This window comes from Pedobacter sp. AC379 (assembly GCF_979258145.1).
The window spans coordinates 5006670-5032101 of record NZ_OZ409839.1 but is presented as its reverse complement, the minus strand read 5'-3'; the positions used below and the strand labels follow the sequence as shown (position 1 = coordinate 5032101).

The window sequence follows — 25432 nt, the reverse complement described above, 5'->3', positions numbered from 1 at the left end:
ATTTATATTTGGTTAGTTGATTGTTGTTTATTTAGTGAACTGTTTAAATAAGGCAATTGTTTCACCCTTCATAATCACTTCGCTTTAAGCTATGCACTTATATCTAGCAAGTTAATAAAATATTTTTCTTGTGATAAAATTTTCACCACACAAGTGAATAAAAATTTGCTGGCATAAAAATGCCTTACAATTTCGTTTTTTTAAATAAATTAGCCACAAACTAAACTTAAACTAAAATGGAAATTCAAAAAGAAGATGAACCTTCTAAAAGAAAATTAAGTCTTTTCGATGCCACAATGCTGGTAATGGGCTCAATGATCGGAAGTGGGATCTTTATTGTTAGTGCCGATATCATGCGGAACCTAGGCTCTGGTTACTGGTTGATTGTGGTTTGGATTATCACGGGGGTAATGACAGTTGCAGCTGCGATTTCTTATGGAGAACTTTCTTCTATGTTTCCTAAAGCTGGCGGACAATACACTTACCTGAAAGAAATTTTCGGTAAAATGATGGGATTTCTTTATGGTTGGGGTCTCTTTACCGTAATTCAAACTGGTACCATAGCTGCAGTTGCCGTTGCATTTGGCAAATTTACAGCCTATCTGATTCCTGCTTTAAATGATGCAGCTCCCATTTTTCAAAGTGGTGGATATAAAATTACCTGGATACAGATTGTAGCCATAGGGGTAATTCTGCTTTTAACTTATATCAATACTAAAGGTGTGGAAAGTGGGAAGTGGTTGCAAAATATTTTTACAGGATCGAAAATTATCGCTTTAATAGGTTTAATAATTTTAGGCTTTCTCTTAGTGAAAAACAGTTTTTGGGCAGATAATATGAAATTTGGTTGGAGCGCATTCAGTAACCTCAAAACAGATCCAAGTGGTAATTTTTTGAAATCTGGTTGGGAATCTATTTCCGGAATGACAATAATGGGTGGAATTGCTGCTGCTATGGTAGGATCTGTATTCTCTAGCGTTGCCTGGGAGAATGTAACATTTGTTTCCGGAGAAATAGAAAACCCAAGAAAAAACGTAGTACGCTCAATGGTTTTAGGTACTTCGGCGGTAATGATTCTTTATTTATTGGTGAATTTTATTTATCTGAACACTTTAAACAGAGATAGTATCGCTTTTGCACTTAACGACCGTGTTGCTGTTGCAGCTTCTGAACAAATTTTTGGTAACGGAATTGGAACGATTGTAATTGCCTTATTGGTGATGATTTCTACTTTCGGTTGCGTAAACGGAATTGTGTTGGCTGGTGCAAGGGTTTTTCAAACCATGGCAAAAGATGGGATGTTTTTTAAAGCAGCACTTAAAAATAACAAAAATGGCGTGCCTGAAAAATCACTTTGGATGCAGGGAATCTGGGCATCGGCATTATGCTTAAGCGGTCAGTACGGCAATCTTTTAGATATGATCTCTTTCGTAATTGTACTCTTTTATATGATAACCGTTTTTGGCGTAATTTATTTAAGGATAAAACAACCTGATTTAGAACGGCCATATAAAACCTGGTTATACCCGGTTACACCAATTATTTATTTGTTAATCGGTGCAGCTTTTTGTGTATTGCTTTTAATTTATAAGCAACAATATACATGGCCTGGGCTTTTGATTGTATTACTTGGCGTTCCGGTTTACTTTTTTATAAATAAGAAAGAGCAGCAAATAGATTAACCTAATTAACTTTATATTTTTTATATCAACCTCGCAGGTTTCAAAACCTTGTGGGGTTTTTTGTTTTTTAGGAGTATAAGGTTTGGTGTGAATCAACTATCTCCAGTCTCATTTTTTAGGTTTTGAAAATCAGGGTTCGGTTTCAATTGGTTGCGGTAGTCCCGTTTCCGCTTTACGCTCCTGATAGAAAAAATCAGAAGTGTGCCCGCTGCTACCGGGTTTAGGTTAGTCGGTTTTGTGCGGCAAACGCTCAATCTAAACCCGACATTGCGGATACCGGCCTGTGCTTAATGCTTGAAGGCATATGAGCAAATGGCGGGACTAACCTTGCCAAGCACCACAGCCTTTGCTTTTCTAAAGAAGAGAATGGATTAAATTTCCTATAAGCCTAAAAAACTTTTTTAAGCCCAGGGTATATAAATTGAAATTGTACCAAATGGTGCAGGCTTATTTCAATTAAACGGCTTCAACGTTTAATTAAATATCACATTATTGTATAATATTTTACTTTTTAGTATGACATAAATGTAAACTTTAATCCTCAATATTTTGAACTTTTCCACATGTTGATAAAGTTTAATCTTAGTTGTATTGTTCCTTAGCGCATCATTTAAACTGATTTTCGCCCAATTACTGATTTTAACAATCCACAATTAAATATATTTTATTTTGTTGGCCTGATATTTGGTTTGTGATAATTGTAGTTGTTAACTACATCGCAACAATTAGATTTAAATTATGGCTCTCACAACTGAACACAATTCTCCTGACAAAGATTTCATTTTAATTTATTATGTCAACGTTTTTTACTGTGATGTAAATAATTTTGAAGTTCCTTTTTTAGAATGCGCGGTACAAACATTATAAGAAAAGCGAAAACTTTGATTATTACTAATGCTTAATAGAAGTGTTGGATTAAATAATCTTCCTGCTTAACATCAATCGCTATTCTCCCTGCAATTTTTAAACCTCTAACATGTAAATCATGCCGTTATATTCCCGTTTTAATATATTTTTTGTTTTAATATATGCATTATCTGCCTGTTTTGTAGGTTGTAATGGTGATCATAAACAGCATAAAACAAATGATAATCATATAGCAGGAAAAATAAATGTCACTGATCTATTTCTTTCCTATACTGATTCAGTGGCAAAGATTCCTTTAAGCAGATTTAACGAATCCAGTATCATATCATTAAACAAATCGTTCGCAAATAAATTACCACTCAGTATTTATAAGGGTGAACAGAATAAAAATGCTCAAAATATCATCGTTCAATCATATCAAAATAACAATGCAAGCCATATAGGTGCTGGAGTTATCTTGTTGCTGCCAAAATTTATTAGCGATTCATTACGTATAGGTGATTTTACACGTCATTTTGGGAACATTAAAAAAGAAAAACCTACAATCGGCGTAACTGAACAGCCGATTCCCGTTGAGATAAATCTAAATGCCTATACATCGATAAAGTTAACCTTTAACAACAGCGAAAAGCTTGAGCTTGCCCAGGTTACCATGGTTGAGGTTTTAAAATATAGATAAACAACAATGAATACGCTCGTAAAAATTAAAGAATATGATGCACATGGCGGCCCTTCTAATGTTAAAATGGGAGACGATGGTCATTCACAAACCTCTACAACCGCTGGCAGGTTTGTCATCAAAAGCATAGAAAAACATGTTAGTTATGGTCGTTATGCCATGTGGTCAGGCATATCCTGGGGAACCGAAATCAAGATAAGTGGAAACATCGTAATGATGAAATATATGGGTATCTGGAAAAAGTTAACTGATGTAAATGCACAATGGGGAAAATATAGAAATGATCAGCGTGGAGTTACAAATGCAGTGCTCAAATACCAGCGCGATCTTTATCCCAATTCTCCCATCCCAACCAAATGGTTGTTTAATGATTTTGGACATGTTTCCATAAAGTATTTCAAGGATATGAACAACGATCGGAAAATGAACGGAAAAGAATATGTTATGGGTGATTTTATCCATACCACCCCGCCTGATGAAGCTGCAACTTCTTCAGGAAGAATCTTCCAGGTGGCAGAATCACACGGATGTATCCATGTACGGCCCAACGATATCGATGCCATGATCGGTAATGGTTATCTAAAAAAAGAAAACACTATAGAAGTACATCCTTACAATAAAAAAACCATAGAGGCTTCACCTAAAAGAAATGCAGCAGGAAAGCAATTTGAAGTGCACTTCTATCCTGGTCTTTATAAAATTGCGATATATAAAAAAATGTAGCCAATTACGCTACCATTACAGTATATGAATACACTACACTATGGAAAACAAACTTATCGTAGAAATCAGTATAGAAGATACAGCAATAGCTCATTTTACTTCTTTTAATCTTTTACAATCTTTCAATCAGCACCATTATTTTGAGCTTCATTTTAACCACGATCAATTGGGTGCCCCAGGTTTGATCAGCTTGGATGACAGCCGCAATTTCGTGGGCAAAACCCTAACTGCATCTTTTGGGCACTCTCCAGAAAACCTGCAATATTTTACCGGCCTGGTTACCAAGGTAGAGCTTTCGCAGAGCCATGGCTATCATGGTGTTTTAATTATAAGTGGCTATAGCCCTACTATATTAATCGACCGCGGACCGGATCTGGGTTCTTACCTCGATAAAGACCTGGATACTATTGTAAAACTCGCTACCAAAGATACACCTGTTAACGACCTGGCCATTGTAACCAACGCTTCCAGAAAAGCGGCTATTGATTACCTTATACAATACCGGGAGAGTGATTTTGCATTCTTAAACCGCCTTTCAGGTGAATACCATGAGTGGTTTTATTATGATGGCAGGCAGCTTAATTTTGGCAAGCCTGACGATCAGAAAGAAATAGCGCTCTTTTATGGTCGCGATGTGCATAACCTGCAATATGCCATGGAAGTTTCGCCGATAAAATATAAGCGTTTTGCCTATAATCCTAAGCAGGATGAAATGCTGCAGAGCGAAAGTAGTGGTAAAGCTGACGGAAATCCAGATCTGGCGCATGCCATTAAGGCCTCTAATTCGATGTACAGCAAAACCTTTAATCAACCTTCGTTAATTCGGGTTGATAATGGCAATGATATCAAAAGACATGTAGAAAATGAGGAAAAAGCACATATTAGCGAACTATTAAAGATAAATGCAGGTGGCGATAATGCATTACTCAGTATAGGAAGCATTGCCGAAATAACCATGAGTATCAGGAAAGAGCTGGCTTTTGCAACAGAGAGCCTAGGGAAGTTTTTGATTACCTCCATCAATCACCAAATAGATGGAACAGGCAAATACAGCAACACTTTCGAAGGCTTAGTAGCTACAACTGAGCGTTTGATGGTTAAAAATTATGAGAAACCACATTCGGATATGCAGCTGGCAGATGTGGTTGATAACGATGATCCGCAAGGGCAGGGCCGGATTAAAGTGAAATTTAAATGGGAATGTCAAACCAACGACCCTACTGAATGGTTAAGGGTTGTTAGCCCTAATGCAGGTAGTGGCGATACCGGAAAAAACAGGGGTTTCCATGTCATTCCTGAAAAAGGCGACCAAGTGGTAATTGCATTTGAAGAAGGTAATGTAGCCAGGCCTGTAGTAATGGGCAGTGTTTACCATGGAAAGAGTGGAGATAGTAAAGGATTTAAAAATAGTAACATTAAGGGCATGACTTCAAGAAAGGGAAGCGCTTTAAGTTTTGATGATCTAAACCATGCACTGAACCTGGGTACAAATGCGGCAAACTTTGTGAAGATTGAAAACGGGCCAGGATTGATTACAGCAGAATCTGCTGAGACCATAGTAATTAAGACGGGTTTAAGTAGTATTACGATGAAAAAGGATGGAACGATTGATATTGTTGGTAAGGTGATCAATATTCAGGGTACGCAGGTGATTAACGCAAATGCAGGTGAGAAGCCAGGCGATGCTGTTAACATTGGTAAAAATGCCACCACTGCAGTAACTATTGATACGAAAAATATAGATTCGAAAGCGAGCAATGGCATTGTGATTGATTCTAAAACAACCATTTCGCAAACATCAACTGGGGTTCAAACAATAACAGGTAGTCAAGTAGATATTAATTAATATGAGCAGATTTAAATTTTTTGATGACGAAGATAATAATGAACAGATTAAGGTATCGCAGCCAGACAATATTGATGGAACTGAAGAAAGAACTAATGTGTCGTTATCAAAACAATACCGTTACCGTGTTGAACAAACACTCATTATGAAAATGAACGGTATAATTGTAAGTCATGGCGTGACCAAACAGGAATACCTGATTCAAAAGAATTTTGTAGGAGAAAAACTAAAATCATTAGGTTTTCAATTGGTCGAGAATGTTTTGCAGTTTAATCCGAAGCAGCTTGAGTCAGCAATTGAGTTGATATGCGAATTGGATAAAATCAAGTCGTTGGTTGATATTGTGCCAAATGAAGAAACAGGCAAGATGACTGCTATTGCTGATAAAACAAAAGCATTAGAGGCTTGGCAGGAATACAAAAAGGTGATAGCTGAAAAATTTAATTTTTTACAGAGTAAAGAAGAAAAAGAAAGTATAAATTCATTTGCTGAACTAATGGGAAATCAACTTAATGATGATACATTATTGTTAAGTGATTATGAATCAAGAATTTTTTATGATGTGATTTTCGATAAATACCTTTTAGGAAAGGAAAATTTTATTCCATCAGAAAAAAATTATTTATCTAACCTCTTCCCGCATAACCTGATTTTGTTAAACCTGGCTCCATTTATAAAGCAAAAAACCGCAAGTACAATTAGTGTTAAACAAGTGGGCGTTTTAGATAAGAAGAGTGTAGATTTAGAAGGGATTACTAAATTTTATAAAGATAATTATAAGCCACAGGTTGGTTATAGTTTTTCTGAATATAATTATGGCATCATCAGTAATTATATATACGATACAGATGAAAATATTATTTTAGAGGCAGATCTAACGATAACCGAAGAAGTTAAAAACAATGTTGAAATTATTTTAGATTATCGCTTAAAAAGAATTGAGCTATGAGCAAATCATACATACCCAGAACCACGCTAACTGTTTGTACCAATATGATGGTTCCCAGTCCGCAAAAGCTTGCCCATGCACACGGTAGTACAGTAATGCATAAAAGTGCAAATAATCAATTGTTAAATATCGACGATAGGAAGTTAATGGACGCCTTTAAATGTAAAAATCCAATGAAATTCTGGCAGGGTTTAGGCACTATGCTGGTTGGCATTGGCATAGGGATCCTCATAGGTGCAGCAATAGTGGCTTCTGGTGGTACGGCATTACTGATAGTGGCAGCCGTTATAGTAGCTACCGGAACAACCTGTATAGTGGCAGGAGACATGGTTTCTCACGATTGCGATGCCACCAAACAAGGAAGCTGGCAGCTGTTTCATAAAACAGTATATATAGATAAAAAAAATGCATTGTTGCAAACCTCTATATTGAGCTGCAGCCAAGGCGGTATGGTGTCAATCGTTCCCGATCCGGTAACTGCACTTAAAATTGCAAGTATATACGCAAAAAATAATACGGAAGAGGTATTTACACATAACAAGAGTCAGTTATTTCAGGGAATAATAACTGGAGTTACTACATTGGGTAGCATGCCTGCAGCAATATTATCAACAGTATTAGGAGGTGGCTTCTATATAAAAGGAGAAAATGAATCGCAGGAAACCCAGCAAAAGGTATTGGCTAGTGCGATTGTTGATCCCGATGCTTCCTTACCCGAACGTACACTTGCAAGTGATGCCGAAGGAGCATTGAAGCAGGAGGCCGTTAATCAACCTGTGGGTATTGTAACCGGCACAACCGAGGAAATGCTTGAACTAAGAAAAGCCCAGAATAGTGCTGAAGCATTGAGCCAGCAGAGGCAGGCTGCCCATTTTGAAAGGCAGGCCGCTCAACAGGAAGCCCGTGCAGCTCGTTTGGCGCAAAACGGAGCAACAGAGCAGGCAGAGATTGTTGCCCGCAGGGCAGCTAACTCCCGTTTAGCAGGAAACATTGCCACAAGGTCTCAACCCAAATTTAAATGGGCTAAGTGGGGGGTAGGTATAGGCGTGGGTATAGCCGGGGCATTTGTTAATTTTTTTATTGAACGTGCCGCAAATAAAGAGGAGGATAAACTCTTTGATGGGGTTTTGGTAGCATTTAAGAAATCTCAAGAACAAAATAAATCAAAACAGCAAGGTGTTAATATAGTTTCAATCAATTAAAGATATGAGATGGTTACAAAATATGGGTGGGGCTTTAGGCTATATTATTGGTGCTATGATAGTCTTACCTTTAATAATCTTTATTTATAACAAATATTTTATCAAAGAAAACGATAATGTAGAGCCATTTATAAAGCCTTATATGGAAAATGTTATAGAGTTGAAGTTTAAAATGCCTAACACTAGTGAGATGCCGTTTGATAAAAACCCTTTTATAAGCGAACAAATTGAAACTAAGTTGGTTAGAAAAAACATGACAGGAAGCAACAGTAAGTTATCCTATTATCGTTACCAAGATATTTATTCGCCACTCTACAAAAAGCACATTAGGATTGGAATGGTAGATTTGACCACGCTTTTTTGGAATGACATCGGTGATTCTACCGTTATGCTTAAAGTAAACAAAGAAGACTTTAACAATCCAAAATACGGTACCAAAGAAAAACCATTGATGTGCTTTAGCTTAAGAGGGGCAAATGGGCCGATCCTCATTCCGGGAAGGGGGGCTAAGAATGAAGGTAAGATGATTAATAAGGATACCTCGCCAGAACAATTCGATTATAACGTGTACATGTACCTTACTTATGTAATGCCGAAAGAGGAATTTGAGGAGCGCTTTGAGAAAGTTAAATGAGATGGTTAAAGAATATAGGTGGAGCTTTGGGCTATATTATTGGTGCTATGATAGTCTTACCATTAATAATCTTTGTTTATAACAAATATTTTGTCGAAGAAAATAATAATGTAGAGCCATTTATAAAGCCTTATATGCAAAATCAAATAGAATTGCGTTTGAAAATGCCAAAAAATGAAATAACTTTTGGTACAAAGCCATATAAAAAAGAACAAATTGAAACCGAGCTGGTCAAAAAAAATATGACAGGAAGCAATAGTAAGCTATCCTATTATTATTATTATCAGGATATTTATTCTTCACCAAACAAAAAATATATAAGAATAGGCATGTTTGATTTAAGCAATTTGTTCTGGTTTCATATTGGAGATTCTATTGTAATGCTTAAAGTAAACAAAGATGATTTTAATAATCCAGACTATGGCACAAAAGAAAAGCCGTTGATGTGTTTTAGTTTAAGAGGTGCAAATAGTCCTCTTACAACAGTTGGCTATGGTGTTAAAGATAGTGGTAAAGTTTATAACATAGATACTGCTCCCGAACAATTTGATTATAATGTATATATGTACCTTACTTATGTAATGCCAAGAAAAGAATTTAAGGAGAGGTTTGAAAAGAAATGATATTTTCAATTTACAATGAATAAGCAAATCTCACAAGCAATTGGTTGGGCTATAGGCGTACTGGTTATATTTCCTTTAATAATTTATGGTGTTAACTATTTTTTTAAATATAAGTTGAATAATAGTAGTAAGGCTACGTCAAAATATATACAAAACTGTTCCGAGTACAGGCTATTTATCCCTAAATCTTTAAATCTAAAAACAACAAGCTATACCTCTTCACTTCTGGCTCCAAAAGAATCTATCTACAATTTGACCTTTAAGGAATCATCTATGAATAAATTTCTTGTGATAAAATTTTTTAACTTCCCAATGGACAAAAGACTTGCTTTTCGTTCTGTGATGAAAGAAAAAATTGTATTGTTAACTATAAATAAAGATGATTTAGATGATCCTAAATATGGTACCCCCGACAATCCAATACCTGTTTTTAGAGTAAGAGAAGATCTACCAGATTCGATAAGTAGAAATCGAGGTCCAGAGGACGGATGGAATGTTGATATTACAGAAAATCAATTTAAATACAATGTTGAACAGTACTTAAAGTACATCATGCCTAAAGAAGAATTTAAGGAACGTTTTGAGAAAGGTAAATGAGGTGGTTAAAGAATATGGGTGGGGTTATATTATGAAGTACCCGATAAAAGGAATAGCTTTTACAGCCCAATTGATGACGAGGGTAAATCTAAGTATAGCAACGAAGCTGAATTCTAAGTTTATATGACTAATTACAATATAAGGAATTACTTATCTTAAGTAAAAAGCAAAGCAGATTTCGAAAAGATGTTCGGCAAGCAGCCTGATAAATGAAAAACATTTTAAAATATAGTGCTATAGTAGCATTAGGTATAGGTTTATTTTTCGGGAAATATTTAGGAAGGTGGATTGTTAACATTATAGATAATCCCGATACAAGAGTAAATAACGGAAAACCCTATGTGCAAAAATATTTAGATAATTGTGATACGCTGCACCTGGTAATGAAGAACTTTAAAACAACAAAAACTCATTTTGAAGTACAGGGAAATTTCGACTTATCTAAAGATGACAATACCGCATATGTTGAAAAACGTATATCAGTTTTCTTCGCCGATCAATTAGGTAAATATTGTTGTATTTATTACTTTTTTTCCAGAAATTCAATTTCCAGTCAAATGTATGGTCAATTCATCAATGACGTTGATCAAAATGGGGCTAGCATAATAGCAACAGTGAATAAAAATGAACTTTCTGATGCTACCTATGGTACTAAGCAGAAACCAATACCTATTATCTATTATGAAGTTCCGGATAAAATGAATAGCTTTTATAGTTTGGTTGATGACATTGGCAATCCTGCTTATAAAACAGAGACAGAATTTAAGAATTATACAAATGATTATAATACTAGAAATTATCTATCCTACATAAAAAGCAAAGCAGATTTCGAAAAGATGTTTGGTAAGCAGCCTGATAAATGAAAAACATAATTCAAAATTAATTGAACTAATCGTTACCAGCCGCAAATTGTACGCCCAATCTCAAATCTTACATCTTATCTCTCAAATCTAACCCTGCGTATCGAACAAAAACCGTATTTTTGCAAATAATGGGAACACTAGTAGATTCAGGGATAAAGGGTTATAAAAATTACGGAACGCATTTACGCGAGAAGTATAAAGGGCAACGTGTATTTAAGGTTATTGTAGATGGCGGCTTTACCTGTCCTAACCGTGATGGAAGCAAGGGTTATGGTGGATGTACATATTGTAATGTAGATTCTTTTACACCTGAGCCTTCCCGTAAAAATCCTAATATCAAAGATCAGCTTGCCGAAGGCATGTTAAGGGCTAAAACTTCATATCGAGCTGATAAGTATATCGTTTATTTTCAGCCAAATACCAATACCTATGCGCCTGTGCATTATTTAAAAATGATGTACGATGAAGCATTATCTATTAATACCGAAGATATTGTCGGTTTTGCAGTAGGTACACGTCCGGATTGTATCGATGCAGAAAAAGTAGCTTTATTAGAAAGCTATACTGATCGTTTTGATGTCGATTTAGAAATGGGCATGGAATCTATCTATGATGAAACCCTCGATCAGATAAACAGAGGCTGCAGTCATGGCGAATTTATTGCAGCTGTAGAACTATTGAAAGATAGTAAACTCGATTTGTGTGTGCATACCATTTTTGGCTTCCCCTGGGAAACAAGAGAGCAGATGCGGGGCTATATTCATGAGATCAACCGTTTTCCTCAAATTAAGTTTGTTAAATTTCATCATCTTCATGTGGTAGAAGGATCTATCATGGGTGCTAAGTACAAAAAAGAACCCTTTAAACTGTTTTCTCTTGAAGAATATACAGATTTACTTTGTGAGTTGATTCCGCTTCTACGGCCTGATATTGTAATTCAGCGACTTTTCGGTATTTCTGACTGGGATTTATTAATTGCACCCAATTGGGGACTTAATAAATCAGCAATTCAGACCTATATGGATAAAGAAATCGAAAAAAGGGGTGTAATTCAAGGTTCTGCATATTTTTCTTAAAAAATTAAATTTTATAATAATTATTTTAAAAACTCATGAAATTTCATGGGTTTTTTCTTTTTGTAATCATTTTCAGGGTAATTTTTTATAAATTTTAGGTAAAATCATATAAAACATGGTTAATATGTGATTTTGTTTTTATTAAAAAGTTGCATTGAAATCTGTCTAAATTTTTATTATTTTTATTTTTGGAGGTCTTTTTTGCTTTGTTTTATAAAAATCATCTGTTTTTATTAGAATATTTCAATTTTATGGTGTAAAAATTACATTATGTCGTATTTTTAGAAAAATAAATAACCAAAAAATCGATTATTTAAACACTACTAACAAATTAAGCTAAAAACTATGAGTAAATTCTCCTTTAAACAGTTTGCGCCCTTTGCGATATTAATGATCGTCGCAATTTTCGCTCTATTTATTCCACTTCTTCCAAATTTCGACGAAGGCAAGTATAGTGGGCCAGATATCGCATTCATATTAATCGCTTCTGCGCTTGTATTTTTAATGACACCAGGCCTTGCATTTTTCTATGGTGGTATGGTTCACCGTAAAAATGTATTGTCTACCATGATTAAAAGTGTTGTAGCGGCTGGAGTAATTACGGTTTTATGGACAGTTGTTGGTTTTAGTTTAGCTTTTGGTGATACCATTGGCGGTTTTATCGGAAATCCATCAACATTTTTGTTCTTTAAAGGTGTAAACTCAGGAGCACCACATTTACAAGGTGGAGCAGATTTAACTATTCCGCTTTCTTTATTTGCTGTGTTTCAATTAATGTTTGCCATTATTACACCTGGTTTAGTGGTTGGTGCCGTTGCAGAACGTATCCGTTTTACCTCGTATATCTTATTTATTGTTTTATTCGCAATCTTCGTTTATTCGCCATTGGCCCACTGGACATGGCATCCACAAGGTTTCTTGTTTAAAATGGGTGTTTTAGACTTTGCAGGAGGTACAGTAGTTCACATTTCTGCAGGTATGGCTGCTTTAGCTGGTGCATTGGTTTTGAAACGCAGAAAATCTCACTTGGAGCATAAAGAAGTTCCGCCAGCAAATATTCCATATGTATTAATAGGTACTGGTTTACTATGGTTCGGTTGGTTCGGTTTTAATGCAGGTTCGGCATTAAGTGCAGGTAGTTTAGCTGTTTCAGCATTTTTAACTACAAACACTGCTGCAGGTGCTGCCGGTTTATCATGGATGTTTTTCGATGTAGCAAGAGGTAAAAAACCTTCAGTTTTAGGTTTCTGTATCGGTGCGGTAGTTGGTTTAGTGGCCATTACCCCTGGTGCTGGTTTTGTAAGTATTTCATCAAGTATATTCATTGGTGCCATTGCTGCGGTAATCTCAAACCTTGTGGTTTCTTGGAAACAAAAAACAAGTTTGGATGATACTTTGGATGTTTTCCCTTGCCATGGTGTTGGAGGTATTGTTGGTATGTTGTTAACTGGTGTTTTTGCAACCAAAACAGTGAATGCTGCTGGTGCTGATGGCTTGTTTTACGGTAACCCAACTTTCTTTATCACTCAGTTAAAAGGTGCTGTAATCGTAATCTTGTTCAGTTTTGTGGTATCATTCGTGATTTTCAAATTGGTTAACCTTATCAATCCGATCAGGGTTTCTGAAGAAGAAGAAGAATTAGGACTTGATGCTTCTCAACATGATGAGAAATACTCTCAAGGTACATTGTTGGTTGAAGAAAAAGCCATCTATGTAGAAAGAAACAGTCCATTAACAGAATCAATTTCTTAAGGATTATATAATATCTAAACTCAAATCAAGCTCAAACATGAAGAAACTTTTAACCGCTATTTTCGCAATGGCCAGCGCTAGCTGTGCCATGGCACAAGAAACCACCACATCGCCACTTGAGATTTCAGGGTCGGTTGATACCTATTTTAAGTATGATTTCGCGAAGAACCCAAAAAACATTACCACATCATTTGCGTCAGACCATAATTCGGTTTCACTGGGAATGATAGATATTGCGCTTAAGAAAAAAACAGGTAAAGCCTCATTTGTTGGAGAGCTCTCTTTCGGGCCAAGAGGTCAAACTCAATCCATTCTGGATGCCGCTGCAGGAGGCTCATCATTTCACATACAAAATTTATATGTGAATTATGATTTTACTGATCAGTTTTCAATGACTGCCGGATATATGGGAACGTTTATTGGTTACGAAGTGATTTCTCCGGTTGGAAATTTTAACTATTCTACATCATATCTGTTTACAAATGGTCCATTCCAAAATGCTGGTATTAAGGCTACTTATAAATTCTCTGATAAAGTAAGTTTAATGGCTGGGGTATTTAACGATTGGAATGTTTACAGCGCAAGCCGTGGTGTATCTGCTGTAGGTGGCCAGTTAATGGTAGCTCCGGTTGAAGGCTGGACAGCTTATCTTAACGTGTTATCTGGTGCGGGTGCAGGTGGTTATGGTACTATCGAAGATTTAACAACTTCTTACCAAATTACAGAAAAATTTAAGTTGGGATTAAATGCCGCAAACTATGATATTGACAATGATGGTGGCGGTTACGCAGGTGCTGCACTTTATCCTCAATATGCGGTTGCAGATGGTGTAATTTTAGGTTTAAGAGGCGAATATTTTAAGTATAAAGATGCAGGTCCGGTTCAGGGAGTAAAATATACTGCTGTAACTTTTACCGCCAACATTAAATCAGGTGGTTTAACTTTTATTCCAGAAGTGAGATTAGATCATAGTGGAGATAAACCCTTTTATAACAAAAGTGGCGCTGCTGCACCAAATGCTGGTCAGTTCTCATTAGCAGCTGTTTATGCTTTTTAAGGAAATATATTTGTAATATTAAGCCGTCCTGTGGTAAAACCCGGACGGCTTTTTAATATCTTTAAACGCTGTTTGCCCATTAATCCATTCTGATGAAATACATTATTCTTATTTTTTTTATTGCATTTTCAATTGATCTTTCTGCCCAGCAAAAACAATTTATAAAAGATGATAACGGTAAGTTTATTTACTATAAAGTTGTCGATTCGCAATTGCTGAGTAAAGATACCCTTGTTCAAAGGGCTAAATCTTTTATTAACCTCGCCAATAAAAGAACGATGGTTCAGCAAAGCATCACTGATTCTTCGGTGTTGGCTAAAGGAACTATAATTGTTGATAAGACCGTGTTGGTGGTGGGCCATCCGAGTGGAGAAGTGAGCTATAATTTTGTGTTTGAAGCCCGTAATGGAAAATATAGATTTTGGTTAACCGATTTGTTTTTTATTCCATACCAGCGCGACCGTTATGGAAATTTTGTTGCCTCAACAAAAATAGGCACACCTTTAGAGCGCACGCCAGGTAAACTTAGTGCAGGCGCATGGAAAGATATTGTAAATAGTGCCTACAACAAAATAGAGAAATTTGGTGATGATTTTAAAAAATATTTAGCTGCTAAAAGGGTAGAAAAAGCCAGCAAAAAAACTGAAACCATTTCTACCAAAAAATGGTAATTTATAAAAGCTAAAACTTGCCAAATAACTCTTCAACTTTCTGATAACGGAATTTAAAAATTTCGTTTATTTTATTTTCAACAATTATTGCATTCGCAACTAAACCAATGGGTCCCCAACCTACACTATAGTGTAAAGTATCGTGCATCAATACGCCACCATCTACTTTTTCGAAACGGTGCTGGTGATGCCAAAATGCAAAAGGGCCAAAACGCTGTTCATCTATAAAGTATTCTTTATCTTTAACATGCGTAATTTCGGTTACCCAATTTAATTTAATCCCGAATAATGGTGAAACCTTATAGGTGATAATCAGGCCAGGGTACATTTTAGTGTTGCGCATGTTTGGCGTGGTAACATCAAATGTCATATCCTTGGGTGTAATTTCTGCCAGGTTCATTGGCGAGGAAAAAAAATCCCAGGCAGCATCCAAATCAATTGGAAGTTTTTGGGTAAATTCTAGTCTGTACGTTTTCAAGTCCTTATTTTGAGAATACAACAGCAAAGATGCTATTTTGTTGTATTTAACCGCAAAGAATGCAAAGAAAAAGCGCAAAGATCACGGAGTTGGGTACAAAGACATCATTCATCCCTATCGGAATGCAATGAAGGTCTATAAGCCACAGGAATCTATCAATAACCTGCTTACAGATTCTTGTCGATATTTGACATGAGGGCCTTTGGCTCCTGACCTCTAACCCCAAACTTATTGCCTAAAATGATCATCTTTGACAAATTTCTAGCATTCTGACAGAGAATTTTTCAAAGCATTTCGCTAATGTACCATTTTATCAGCGCACGTAGAGCTGGCAAAAGCTTCTGGTTTAGCTTTAAAAATGAATCCCATACTTAAAATATAACCCATGGCATCGTTAAGTGCTTTGTTAGATTTAAATGATGGATTGGTGTTGATGTCTGCATGGACTTCTAAAGCCACATCATAAATATCGAGCAAATCGCAGATAGAATAGGCAGTTTCAATAGATTTTTGCACTTCCATTAACATTCTTTCTTTAATACTTACCTGTTGAGTGCTCTTTTCCTGATGGATGTACATAAAGCCACCATGATGTTCTCTTAACAATACAATTACAGTTGCAAAATCGGTTACAGTGCCTTTTACTTGCGAATCTGTACCGATGCAAACTTTAAGCTTATATCCATTTTCACTTTCTCTGATAATAGCATTTTCTACTTCTTCGAGGATTGAAGATTGAATAATTTCACCACTAAATTTTTTCCACGTCATACAGTTGTGTTTTTTGAGGTTAACGAATGGTAATCAGGTTTTTATAAAAATAGGTGCTATGAATTAAATATATGTTAAGTGTAGGTTGTTTATTTGCTAACAAAAAGTTAGTTATCAACAAGTTAGTTAAAATAGTTAGAATGCTATTATAATTTAATGAAACAAATCATAATTCGGCCCGTTAATATTTGTACATTCATTAAAAATTCTAAGTTATGAGAGCAGAATTAATTCAAGAACTTCAATTATTGCAAAATAGCAGGGCCAATAAATTTGCTGATGAACTGGCTGACAGTATTTTATCTTCAGTTGATGCTATTAATGAAAAAGTACAATCTTCAATGTCTAAACGTGGTAGCATGTTAATGCTTTTGGATAAAAGATTAAATTTTTCTACTCTTCGTAAACTCAGAAACAGATTTTTCAAACCATAATTTTTAGTCTCTTTTTGCCCTAAATGTAAATGATTACCTTTATGGCGGAATGATAGAAAATGCCTTAAAAAAACTAAATATTTCTGCACTTAATGAGATGCAGGAATCTTCTTTAAAAGCAGCTAAAACTGGTAAAGATGTAATATTGATTGCGCCCACCGGTTCAGGAAAAACATTAGCCTTTTTATTGCCCTTACTTTCCAACCTAAAAATGGGTGTTAAAGGTGTTCAGGCTTTGGTTTTAGTTCCTTCAAGGGAACTGGCGCTTCAAATTGAGCAGGTTTTTAAACAAATGGGTACTTCATTTAAAGTAAACTGCTGTTATGGTGGCCATGCTGTAAGAATAGAAAAAAATAATCTTGCACATCCTCCTGCCGTACTTATAGGAACGCCCGGAAGGATAGCTTACCATCTGGAACATCAGAATTTTGATGAATCATTTATCGAAACCTTGGTTTTGGATGAATTCGATAAATCGCTCGAGTTTGGCTTTGAGAAAGATATGTCATATATCATTGGTTCCTTGCACTCGTTAACACAGCGCATGCTAACTTCAGCAACCAAAATGGAAGAAATTCCTCCATTTGTTAAACTAAATGCTGCGGTTGAAGTCGATTTTTCAAAAAATATAGAAGCTAAACCCGATTTAAAGCTTAAAAAAATTACTGCGCCTGCAGCCGATAAACTGGATTATCTTTTTAGGTTGTTAAGTAAAATTGGTGATAAAAATACGTTGGTTTTCTGCAACCATAGGGAAACTGTAGACCGCATCAGTGATTTACTTTTCGATAATGGTTTAGGGCACGATGTATTTCATGGTGGCATGGAGCAAATCGACCGTGAAAAAGCTTTACTAAAATTTAGAAATGGCAGCCATAGGATTTTAATTACAACAGACCTCGCCGCTCGCGGTTTAGATATACCTGAAGTAGAACATATTGTGCATTACCAGTTACCTTATACAGAGGATGCGTACATTCACCGCAATGGTAGAACGGCACGTATGCATGCAAAAGGAACAGCATACGCCATTTTAACCACCGAAGAAAACTATAAATATTTACCTGATGATATTGAAGAAGAAATTTTATCAGATAAATATAAGTTGCCCGAAGCGAGTGACTGGGTAACTTTATATCTGGCCCACGGTAAGAAAGATAAAATTAACAAAATTGATATTGTTGGTTTATTTTTACAAAAAGGTAGTTTGGTAAAAGAGGATTTAGGCCTTATCGAGGTTAAAGATATCACCAGTTATGTGGCTGTTAAAAGGAATAAAGTCGAAAAATTGCTGAAAACATTAAGCGGAGAAAAAATTAAAGGGAAAAAACTTAAATTAGAAGTTGCGAGTTAGTTTGGTTCATTAATCATTGGTTTATTGGGTCTTTTACACCTTTTACAACCTTAACATTAGCGCAATCAGTCACTCAATCCTTCAACAATTCAATCATTTAAAAAAGCATGAGCAACAACGATATATTAAAAAAATTAAGAGTAGCATTATCACTAAAAACAGAAGATATCATTACCATTTGCGATTTGGTTGGTTTTAAAGTAACCAAGGCAGAATTGGGAGATATTTTTAGAAATGAAGATCATGAAAATTTTAAACCTTGCGGCGATCAGATTTTGCGTAATTTTTTAAACGGTTTAGTAATTTATAAAAGAGGTCCGAGGGATGAGAAAAAGCAATAATATATGCTTTTTAATATTTTTTATACTGATCACGCTCTCTTTTAACGCTCTCGCTCAGTCTCAGTTTAAAATTAGTGGCAATGTAATCGATTCTTTAAAAAAGCCCATTGAGGGTGTTAGTATCCGGTTAATTAACGATAAAGATACCCTGCGGTCTAATTCTGACTCCAGGGGTAATTTTACATTCCCAAAAGTTGGCCACAACAAATTCTACCTTAGTATTACTGCGCTGGGTTATAAGCCCTTTGCTTCTGTTTATGAAATTGAATCTTCAAAAAAAAGCATGGTTTTAGAACCCATTATACTTAAAATGGAAACCATCCGGTTGGAAGATGTAGAAGTTAAAGTAAAGGTAGATCCCATTAAAATCAAAAAAGATACCATTGAATACAATGCTGGTGCCTACACGGTTAGGGAAAACGATAAAGTAGAAGATCTTTTAAAACAGCTTCAGGGCATTGAGGTAGATGATAAAGGTGCGGTTACTGCCATGGGAAAAAAAATGACCAAGCTGCGGGTTAATGGCGAAGATTTTTTTACAAGCAATGTTGAAGATTACATCAGGCAATTGCCGGCAGAGATTATTGCTAAACTCCAGGTGATAGATGATTATGGCGACGAAGCCAATTTTACGGGAATTAAAACGGGTACACCACAAAAAATGCTAAATCTAGTAACCAAACCTGGAATGGATAAAGGCGTGTTTGGAGGGGTAAACGTAAGTTCGGCAACAAATAATGCCCATAATTTAGGCGGCAACGGAAGCATCTGGAAAAAAACCAAACAGATAGGTTTTGGTGGGCGTTATGGAATTACCAATAACGAATTTGCCAAATTAAACAATGGTGGCCTTAACGGCAATATCAGGGATAAAATCTCGAAAGAATTTAGTCTCAACGGAGGTTATAATTTCAGCAGCGGCATAAATAAATCCATACAAAGTAATTATCTGGAAACATTTAACCCACAAGGAACCATTTACGATTTGCGGGAGAGTGCCAACAGCTCAAACTCTTTAAATAATAATATTAACCTTGGTTTAAATGGGGCTACCAAAAAGAATTATTTCAATGTATCACTTGCCGGGGCTTTGGCAAATACCAGAAATGATGCGCTTACTACATCAAATAAAACAGGTTTTATAAAACAAGATCTCATTTCCAACACAGGTTCAAAAAATAGCAATCCAAATGTTAACGGAAGTATCAATTGGTCGCGCCGATTGGCTAACAATAAGCAATCTTTATCTTTAGGTTTTAATTTTGGTACCAGCGGCGGCAGTTCTAACAGCACCATCAACGATATTATCCGCTATTATAATGAAACCACCAATATTTTGGTTAAAGATTCGCTTTTAAACCGCTTGGTAGATAATAACACTTCAAACGCTAATTTTGGTGGTAACATTCAGTTTTCCAATTCATTAAAAAAAGCAAGCGATAGTACAGGATATAGTTTTATTAATATGTCATATCGTTTTTCAGTCAGCAGAAGTCAGAATTTGCAAACTACTACGGTAACCAATCCCTTTGGAAATAAATTTGTAGTCGATTCGCTTGGGCAGGATTACGTATCGAACTTTATTAACCAGAATTTTAGTATAGGTTACAATACCAATGCAAAGCGGATCAGTTATAATTTGGGACTTAATTTTTCGCCAAGTATCATTATTGGTAAATATCAGAATACCGGACAGGAGCTAAAAAATTATCAGCTAAATTTTTCTCCATCTGCCAATTTAAGTTATCAGATTAAAGAAAACGGAAATTTGAGTTTTGGTTATAATGGTTACACCAGTTCGCCCGATTTTAATAAGCTTCAACCCATCAGGAACAATAATGATGTGCAAAATCTTATTATTGGCAACCCGGATTTAAAAGCCACCTCGAGCCATACTGCCGATTTGAGCTATAACAGGTTTAGCCTGAAATCAGGATTGAGTATTATGGCAGGTTTATCTGGTAATTTTGCCTTTAATAGTGTAGTGAGCAATACCATTTTTCTGCGGGATACCCTAAATAGCCTGAAACAGCAAACTACATACGAAAACGTGAATGGCATTTACAATGTGGGTGGTAACTATTCATTTAATAAAAGGATGTTGGATAATAAACTTTCTTTATCCTTAAACGGGGATATTGCTTACAGCCGCAATGTTTTTTATACGGATAATGTGTTAAACCGCAGTAGTGGAATTAATATTTCAAACGGTTTCAGGTTTAACTTAAATCAGAAGAAATATGTTTTTAACAGCAGTATTTCTTATAGTTTTAGCTCTAATACCTATTCTGTAATGAACCAGAACATTAAAAATGTACAAGTTTTGGCCTTAAGTGGGGGAGGTAGCTGGATTCCAGGCAAACGTTTCAGAATTAATGCATCGGCCTCTAAGAGTTTGAATTTTGGTTATAGTTTATATGCCGGAAACCCTTTACTGGTGAACATGGGATTAAACACCTCCTTTTTGAAAGGAAATAAGCTCGTTTTCTCAATACAGGCGAATGATTTATTTAACCAGGGTTCACTTTTTAGTACCAGTATCAGCAATAATTCCATTTCCGAAAATAGAACACGTTTTATCAGTCGTTTTGTACAGGCTACATTGAGCTATAATTTGAGCCAGTTCGGTAATAAAAAAGGCCGTTCGGATGTAAATTTAAATGGAAATGAGATTTTTTAAACCAGAAATAATTAGTTTAGCATTTCTGTACAATTCCATATCCCATGAAAAGAAAAATCATACTCTTTCTTTTATTAACCGCTACAACTAAATTATTTGCCCAGGATGCCAAAACAGATTCGCTAAATAATAAGCAGAAAAAAGAAAATTTTGCCGATGATTGGGCAGCTTTAACCAAATATCAAAAAGAGAATGAACTTTTGCCTGCCCCCTCAAGAAAGGAAAAAAGAGTTGTTTTTTTAGGAAGCTCAATTTTCGAATTCTGGAAGCAAAAGGACCCTGAATATTTCGAGAATAAGCCTTATTTGGATAGGGGAATAAGTGGGCAGATTTCACCACAGCTATTGATCCGTTTCCGGCAGGATGTGATTAGCCTAAAACCTAAAGTGGTAATTATTTTAGCAGGTAGTAATGATATTGCAGGCAACACGGGGCATGTTACCATTGATAAAATTATGGATAATGTAAAGTCGATGGCAGAACTAGCAAGGTTACATCATATTAAAGTTGTGCTCTGTAAATATTTGCCAGTTTACGAGTATCCTTGGAATAAAAGTATTAAGGCAGCAGATCTTATTGTGGATTTAAACGAAAGAATTGTAGCCTATGCCAAAGAGAAAAATTATACGGTTTTGGATTATTGGACACCCTTGGTTGATGAACGAAAAGGACAACGTGCTGAGTTAACCGTTGATGGTGTTCACCCCAACCTTGCCGGTTATAAAATCATGGAAGGTGTAACGGAGCTTGCGATTAAAAAAGCTTTAAAGAACAGACACTAGGTTATAAACTAAGATGTTTTGATTATAAACTAAGATGTTTTGATGTTGATATGAAAAAAAAATGTAACAATTCATTTACCGATGGCTCTAAAAAGATATCCATAAAAGGTGAATAAAGCAGAAATTACAACAAATAAAAAAATGGAAATGATCACCCTTGGTTTAGGGTTTTTATTCCTTTTATTGGTTTTAATTAATCAATCAACCAGATTTGAAACACAGCTTTTTTCGGCTAATTATGTTCCAGTCTTACTCAGCTTAAGTATGGTTTGCATGTTGCTTAGTTTTTATTTTGGGATTAAACCAAAACTTAAAACCAAACACTTTTTTGTTTACGTTAATTATCGCCAATTATTAAGATTGGTAGGCTTTGCAGCTTTAGTTGTTTACGCCTGGGGCAATAACTAAAAAAGTCCCGGTTTTCGCCGGGACTTTGCTTTAATCTAATTTTTTATATCTGATCCGTTTTGGAGCAACATCGCCCAAACGTTTTTTGCGGTTTTCTTCATAATCTGAATAGTTACCTTCAAAGAAATAAACTTCAGAGTTGCCTTCAAAAGCCAGGATGTGGGTACAGATCCGATCCAGGAACCACCTGTCGTGACTGATCACCACAGCACAACCACCAAAGTTTTCTAAAGCTTCTTCCAATGCACGTAAAGTATTTACGTCAATATCGTTGGTTGGCTCATCCAGCAGCAATACGTTTGCTCCCTTTTTAAGTGTAATGGCAAGGTGCACCCTGTTGCGCTCACCACCAGATAGTATTCCTACCTTTTTTTGCTGATCGCCACCGTTAAAGTTAAATTTTGATACATATGCCCGCCCGTTAACAGCTTTAGTACCCAATTGAATATTATCCAAACCATCGGTAATGTTTTCGTAAACGGTTTTATCAGCATCCAAATCATTGTGCATCTGATCTACATAACCCAATTCTACAGTTTCACCAACACGGAAAGTACCAGCATCTGCTTCTTCCTGTCCGGTAATTAAACGGAATAAAGTAGTTTTACCAGCACCGTTGGGGCCAATAATGCCCACAATACCTGCGGGAGGAAGTGAGAAATTTAAGTTATCGAACAATACCTTATCACCATAAGTTTTGGTAACATTAGTAGCTTCGATCACTACATTACCCAAACGCGGCCCGGCAGGGATAAAAAGCTCCAATTTGTCTTCTCTTTCTCTGCCATCTTCTGAAGCTAATTTATCATAGTTGGCTAAACGGGCTTTAGATTTTGCATGACGTGCTTTAGGGGCCATACGTACCCATTCTAGCTCACGCTCCAACGTTTTTTGGCGTTTGCTCTCTGTCTTTTCTTCCTGAGATAAACGTTTCGCTTTCTGATCTAACCAGCTGCTGTAATTTCCTTTCCATGGAATACCTTCGCCACGGTCTAATTCTAAAATCCATCCGGCTACATTATCTAAGAAATACCTATCGTGGGTTACTGCAATAACGGTTCCTTCGTAATTTTGTAAAAATTGCTCTAACCAATCAATACTTTCAGCATCCAAGTGGTTGGTAGGCTCATCCAAAAGTAATACATCAGGGTGTTGAAGCAACAAACGGCACATGGCCACCCGACGGCGTTCACCACCTGATAATACACCGATTTTGGTTTCAGGATCCGGACAACGCAAAGCATCCATTGCCCTCTCCAATTTCGAATCGATTTCCCAGGCACCTAAAGCATCAATTTTATCCTGAAGCTCACCTTGTCTGGCCATCAATTTATCCATGGCATCAGGATCAGAATAGTTTTCTTCTAAGCCAAAAGCTTCGTTTACTTCTTCATATTCTTTTAAAATAGCAGTTACTTCTGCCACACCTTCTTCAACCACTTCGCGCACTGTTTTCTCAGGATCTAAAATCGGCTCTTGTGCTAAATAACCCACCGAGTAACCTGGAGAGAAAACAACCTCACCTTGATAGGATTTATCTAATCCTGCAATGATTTTTAAAAGAGATGATTTACCCGAGCCGTTTAGACCGATAACACCAATTTTTGCACCGTAAAAGAAAGAAAGGTAAATATTTTTTAAAACCTGTTTTTGTGGAGGGTAAATTTTATTTACCCCGGCCATTGAAAAGATTATTTTCTCGTCTGACATATTATAGAATTATCGTGCAAAGATAGGGGTAAAAAATGGAAGAGGTAAAATGTTATCACAAATAAAGAAGCGCCTGCAATCATACACAATTGCAGGCGCTCCTTAATTTATTAATGGTTGTTTTAAGGAATTAATTTCGAAGCACGTAATTTTTCGAATAATTGAAAAAAGGATTCCTCGGTATCTTGAAATATGGTAAAACCAAGTTTTCTGCTTTTAGCCATATCAGTCATTACTTCAATTGGCCTGCCCAAATCAAGGTCTGTATGCCAGGCCGACGCCAGTCGGTTTAAATTATCTTCTTTCAGATTATACTTTTTGGCAATCTGTTGCCAGGTAGCTGCATCATTAGCCAATTCTTGTTCAAGAGGCTGAATGTTGCCCTCAAATCCTGAAGATTTTACATTAAAATAAGCTGCTATCTGTTTCCATAATCTGCTCCAACGGAATACATCTCCATTAACAACATTAAAAGCTTCATTTCTGGCTGCATCGGTTGTTGATGCCCAAATTAAATGCTCTGCCAGTACTTTCGCATCAGTTACATCCGAAAGTCCGTTCCATTGTGCTGCGGAACCTGGCCATTTAAAAATACGACCGGTTTCCTTACATATTGATGCATATACTGCTAAAGTAGTTCCAAGATTCATGGCATTGCCTACAGCTTTACCAATAACCGTATGTGGCCGGTGGATACTCCAGGTAAAACCATCACGTTCTGCTGCTGCATATACTTCATCTTCCTGTGCATAATAAAAGTTTTCCATTTCCAGCCTTGGATGTTCCTCTCTTAATGGCGTTTCGGGTAAAAATCCTTCTTTGGCATAGGCTTCAAACGGACCTAAGTAATGTTTTAACCCGGTAACCAATGCCACATGTTCAACTGATTTTTTTTCGGATAATACATCCAGCAGGTTGCGTATCATCAAACTGTTAACCCGTATGTTTTCTGCTTCGGTATCATTACGCATCCAGGTGGTAATATAAATATGGGTCGGCCTTATCTCAGATAAGGATGATTTAAGGCTGTTAATGTCTAAAAGATCTGCTGCAACCGGCTTTGGGTTTTCAATTTCCAGATTAGGTGTTCTGGCCAGGCCATAAGTTTCCCAGCCTTTTGCAATCAGGCTTTCGGCTAAATTACTTCCTGCTATGCCACTTGCGCCAACTACTAATGCTATTTTATTCATGGTATTTTAATTTTACACAAAATTAAGGCACTTATAATTAACATAACTTGACCTGGATCAAAT

Annotated in this window: 23 protein-coding genes; 19 read left to right on the top strand and 4 right to left on the bottom strand. The window is 36.1% G+C overall.

What is annotated here, in order from left to right:
* Positions 1-236 precede the first annotated feature (236 nt).
* From ACZZZW_RS21695 to ACZZZW_RS21630, 14 genes are all read left to right on the top strand, one after another.
* The gene (locus tag ACZZZW_RS21695) at positions 237-1682 is read left to right on the top strand and encodes an APC family permease (RefSeq protein ID WP_463496491.1); all 1446 of its coding nucleotides are present in this window, start codon (positions 237-239) and stop codon (positions 1680-1682) included.
* A gap of 985 nt (positions 1683-2667) precedes the next feature.
* A complete protein-coding gene (locus ACZZZW_RS21690; RefSeq protein ID WP_463496490.1) occupies positions 2668-3228 on the top strand; it encodes a hypothetical protein in 561 nt (186 codons plus the stop codon).
* A 6-nt stretch (positions 3229-3234) separates the two neighbouring features.
* Positions 3235-3951, top strand: a complete 717-nt coding sequence (locus ACZZZW_RS21685; RefSeq protein ID WP_463496489.1) for a hypothetical protein — start codon at positions 3235-3237, stop codon at positions 3949-3951.
* Positions 3952-3991: 40 nt separating this feature from the next.
* Positions 3992-5797: a type VI secretion system Vgr family protein gene (locus ACZZZW_RS21680; protein ID WP_463496488.1), complete on the top strand. Its 1806-nt coding sequence runs from the start codon at positions 3992-3994 to the stop codon at positions 5795-5797.
* 1 nt (position 5798) lies between these two features.
* Entirely contained in the window at positions 5799-6746 is a 948-nt protein-coding gene (locus ACZZZW_RS21675) for a hypothetical protein (RefSeq protein ID WP_463496487.1), read from the top strand.
* Positions 6743-7948: a hypothetical protein gene (locus ACZZZW_RS21670; RefSeq protein ID WP_463496486.1), complete on the top strand. Its 1206-nt coding sequence runs from the start codon at positions 6743-6745 to the stop codon at positions 7946-7948. Before ACZZZW_RS21675 ends, ACZZZW_RS21670 begins: the two co-directional genes overlap by 4 nt.
* 4 nt (positions 7949-7952) lie before the next feature.
* The gene (locus ACZZZW_RS21665) at positions 7953-8582 is read left to right on the top strand and encodes a hypothetical protein (protein ID WP_463496485.1); all 630 of its coding nucleotides are present in this window, start codon (positions 7953-7955) and stop codon (positions 8580-8582) included.
* Positions 8579-9205 (top strand): hypothetical protein, encoded by a 627-nt coding sequence (locus ACZZZW_RS21660; RefSeq protein ID WP_463496484.1) that lies wholly within the window; start codon positions 8579-8581, stop codon positions 9203-9205. The genes ACZZZW_RS21665 and ACZZZW_RS21660 overlap by 4 nt, the downstream gene beginning before the upstream one ends.
* Before the next feature lie 15 nt (positions 9206-9220).
* On the top strand, positions 9221-9802 hold the full coding sequence (locus tag ACZZZW_RS21655; RefSeq protein ID WP_463496483.1) for a hypothetical protein: 582 nt from the start codon (positions 9221-9223) through the stop codon (positions 9800-9802).
* Positions 9803-10011: 209 nt separating this feature from the next.
* Entirely contained in the window at positions 10012-10665 is a 654-nt protein-coding gene (locus ACZZZW_RS21650; RefSeq protein ID WP_463496482.1) for a hypothetical protein, read from the top strand.
* Positions 10666-10793: 128 nt separating this feature from the next.
* The gene (mnmL, locus tag ACZZZW_RS21645) at positions 10794-11741 is read left to right on the top strand and encodes a tRNA modification radical SAM protein MnmL/YtqA (RefSeq protein WP_463496481.1); all 948 of its coding nucleotides are present in this window, start codon (positions 10794-10796) and stop codon (positions 11739-11741) included.
* A gap of 345 nt (positions 11742-12086) precedes the next feature.
* A complete protein-coding gene (locus tag ACZZZW_RS21640) occupies positions 12087-13493 on the top strand; it encodes an ammonium transporter (protein WP_055912265.1) in 1407 nt (468 codons plus the stop codon).
* 37 nt (positions 13494-13530) lie between these two features.
* Positions 13531-14550 carry a porin gene (locus ACZZZW_RS21635; protein WP_463496480.1) on the top strand — a complete coding sequence of 340 codons (1020 nt, stop codon included), beginning with the start codon at positions 13531-13533 and terminating at the stop codon, positions 14548-14550.
* A 92-nt stretch (positions 14551-14642) separates the two neighbouring features.
* Positions 14643-15221: a DUF4468 domain-containing protein gene (locus ACZZZW_RS21630; RefSeq protein WP_463496479.1), complete on the top strand. Its 579-nt coding sequence runs from the start codon at positions 14643-14645 to the stop codon at positions 15219-15221.
* A gap of 10 nt (positions 15222-15231) precedes the next feature.
* On the opposite strand, the gene ACZZZW_RS21625 is transcribed toward ACZZZW_RS21630, so the two are convergent.
* Both ACZZZW_RS21625 and ACZZZW_RS21620 read right to left on the bottom strand, forming a co-directional pair.
* Complete coding sequence (locus ACZZZW_RS21625) at positions 15232-15699, bottom strand: SRPBCC family protein (protein ID WP_463496478.1); 468 nt, start codon at positions 15697-15699, stop codon at positions 15232-15234.
* A 297-nt stretch (positions 15700-15996) separates the two neighbouring features.
* Positions 15997-16470, bottom strand: a complete 474-nt coding sequence (locus ACZZZW_RS21620; RefSeq protein ID WP_055912259.1) for a ribonuclease H-like YkuK family protein — start codon at positions 16468-16470, stop codon at positions 15997-15999.
* Between the two features lie 215 nt (positions 16471-16685).
* Here ACZZZW_RS21620 and ACZZZW_RS21615 point away from each other — a divergent pair, with 215 nt between their 5' ends.
* From ACZZZW_RS21615 to ACZZZW_RS21595, 5 genes are all read left to right on the top strand, one after another.
* Complete coding sequence (locus ACZZZW_RS21615; RefSeq protein WP_055912256.1) at positions 16686-16904, top strand: hypothetical protein; 219 nt, start codon at positions 16686-16688, stop codon at positions 16902-16904.
* Positions 16905-16953: 49 nt separating this feature from the next.
* Positions 16954-18258 (top strand): DEAD/DEAH box helicase, encoded by a 1305-nt coding sequence (locus tag ACZZZW_RS21610; RefSeq protein WP_463496477.1) that lies wholly within the window; start codon positions 16954-16956, stop codon positions 18256-18258.
* A 107-nt stretch (positions 18259-18365) separates the two neighbouring features.
* Positions 18366-18599, top strand: a complete 234-nt coding sequence (locus tag ACZZZW_RS21605) for a DUF1456 family protein (RefSeq protein WP_029274124.1) — start codon at positions 18366-18368, stop codon at positions 18597-18599.
* Complete coding sequence (locus ACZZZW_RS21600; RefSeq protein ID WP_463496475.1) at positions 18583-21279, top strand: TonB-dependent receptor; 2697 nt, start codon at positions 18583-18585, stop codon at positions 21277-21279. Before ACZZZW_RS21605 ends, ACZZZW_RS21600 begins: the two co-directional genes overlap by 17 nt.
* A 44-nt stretch (positions 21280-21323) precedes the next feature.
* Positions 21324-22061 carry a GDSL-type esterase/lipase family protein gene (locus tag ACZZZW_RS21595; protein WP_463496473.1) on the top strand — a complete coding sequence of 246 codons (738 nt, stop codon included), beginning with the start codon at positions 21324-21326 and terminating at the stop codon, positions 22059-22061.
* Between the two features lie 438 nt (positions 22062-22499).
* On the opposite strand, the gene ettA is transcribed toward ACZZZW_RS21595, so the two are convergent.
* Together ettA and ACZZZW_RS21585 are read right to left on the bottom strand one after the other, a co-directional pair.
* On the bottom strand, positions 22500-24179 hold the full coding sequence (gene ettA / locus ACZZZW_RS21590) for an energy-dependent translational throttle protein EttA (protein WP_055912243.1): 1680 nt from the start codon (positions 24177-24179) through the stop codon (positions 22500-22502).
* Positions 24180-24301: 122 nt separating this feature from the next.
* On the bottom strand, positions 24302-25369 hold the full coding sequence (locus ACZZZW_RS21585; protein WP_463496470.1) for an SDR family oxidoreductase: 1068 nt from the start codon (positions 25367-25369) through the stop codon (positions 24302-24304).
* Positions 25370-25432 lie beyond the last annotated feature (63 nt).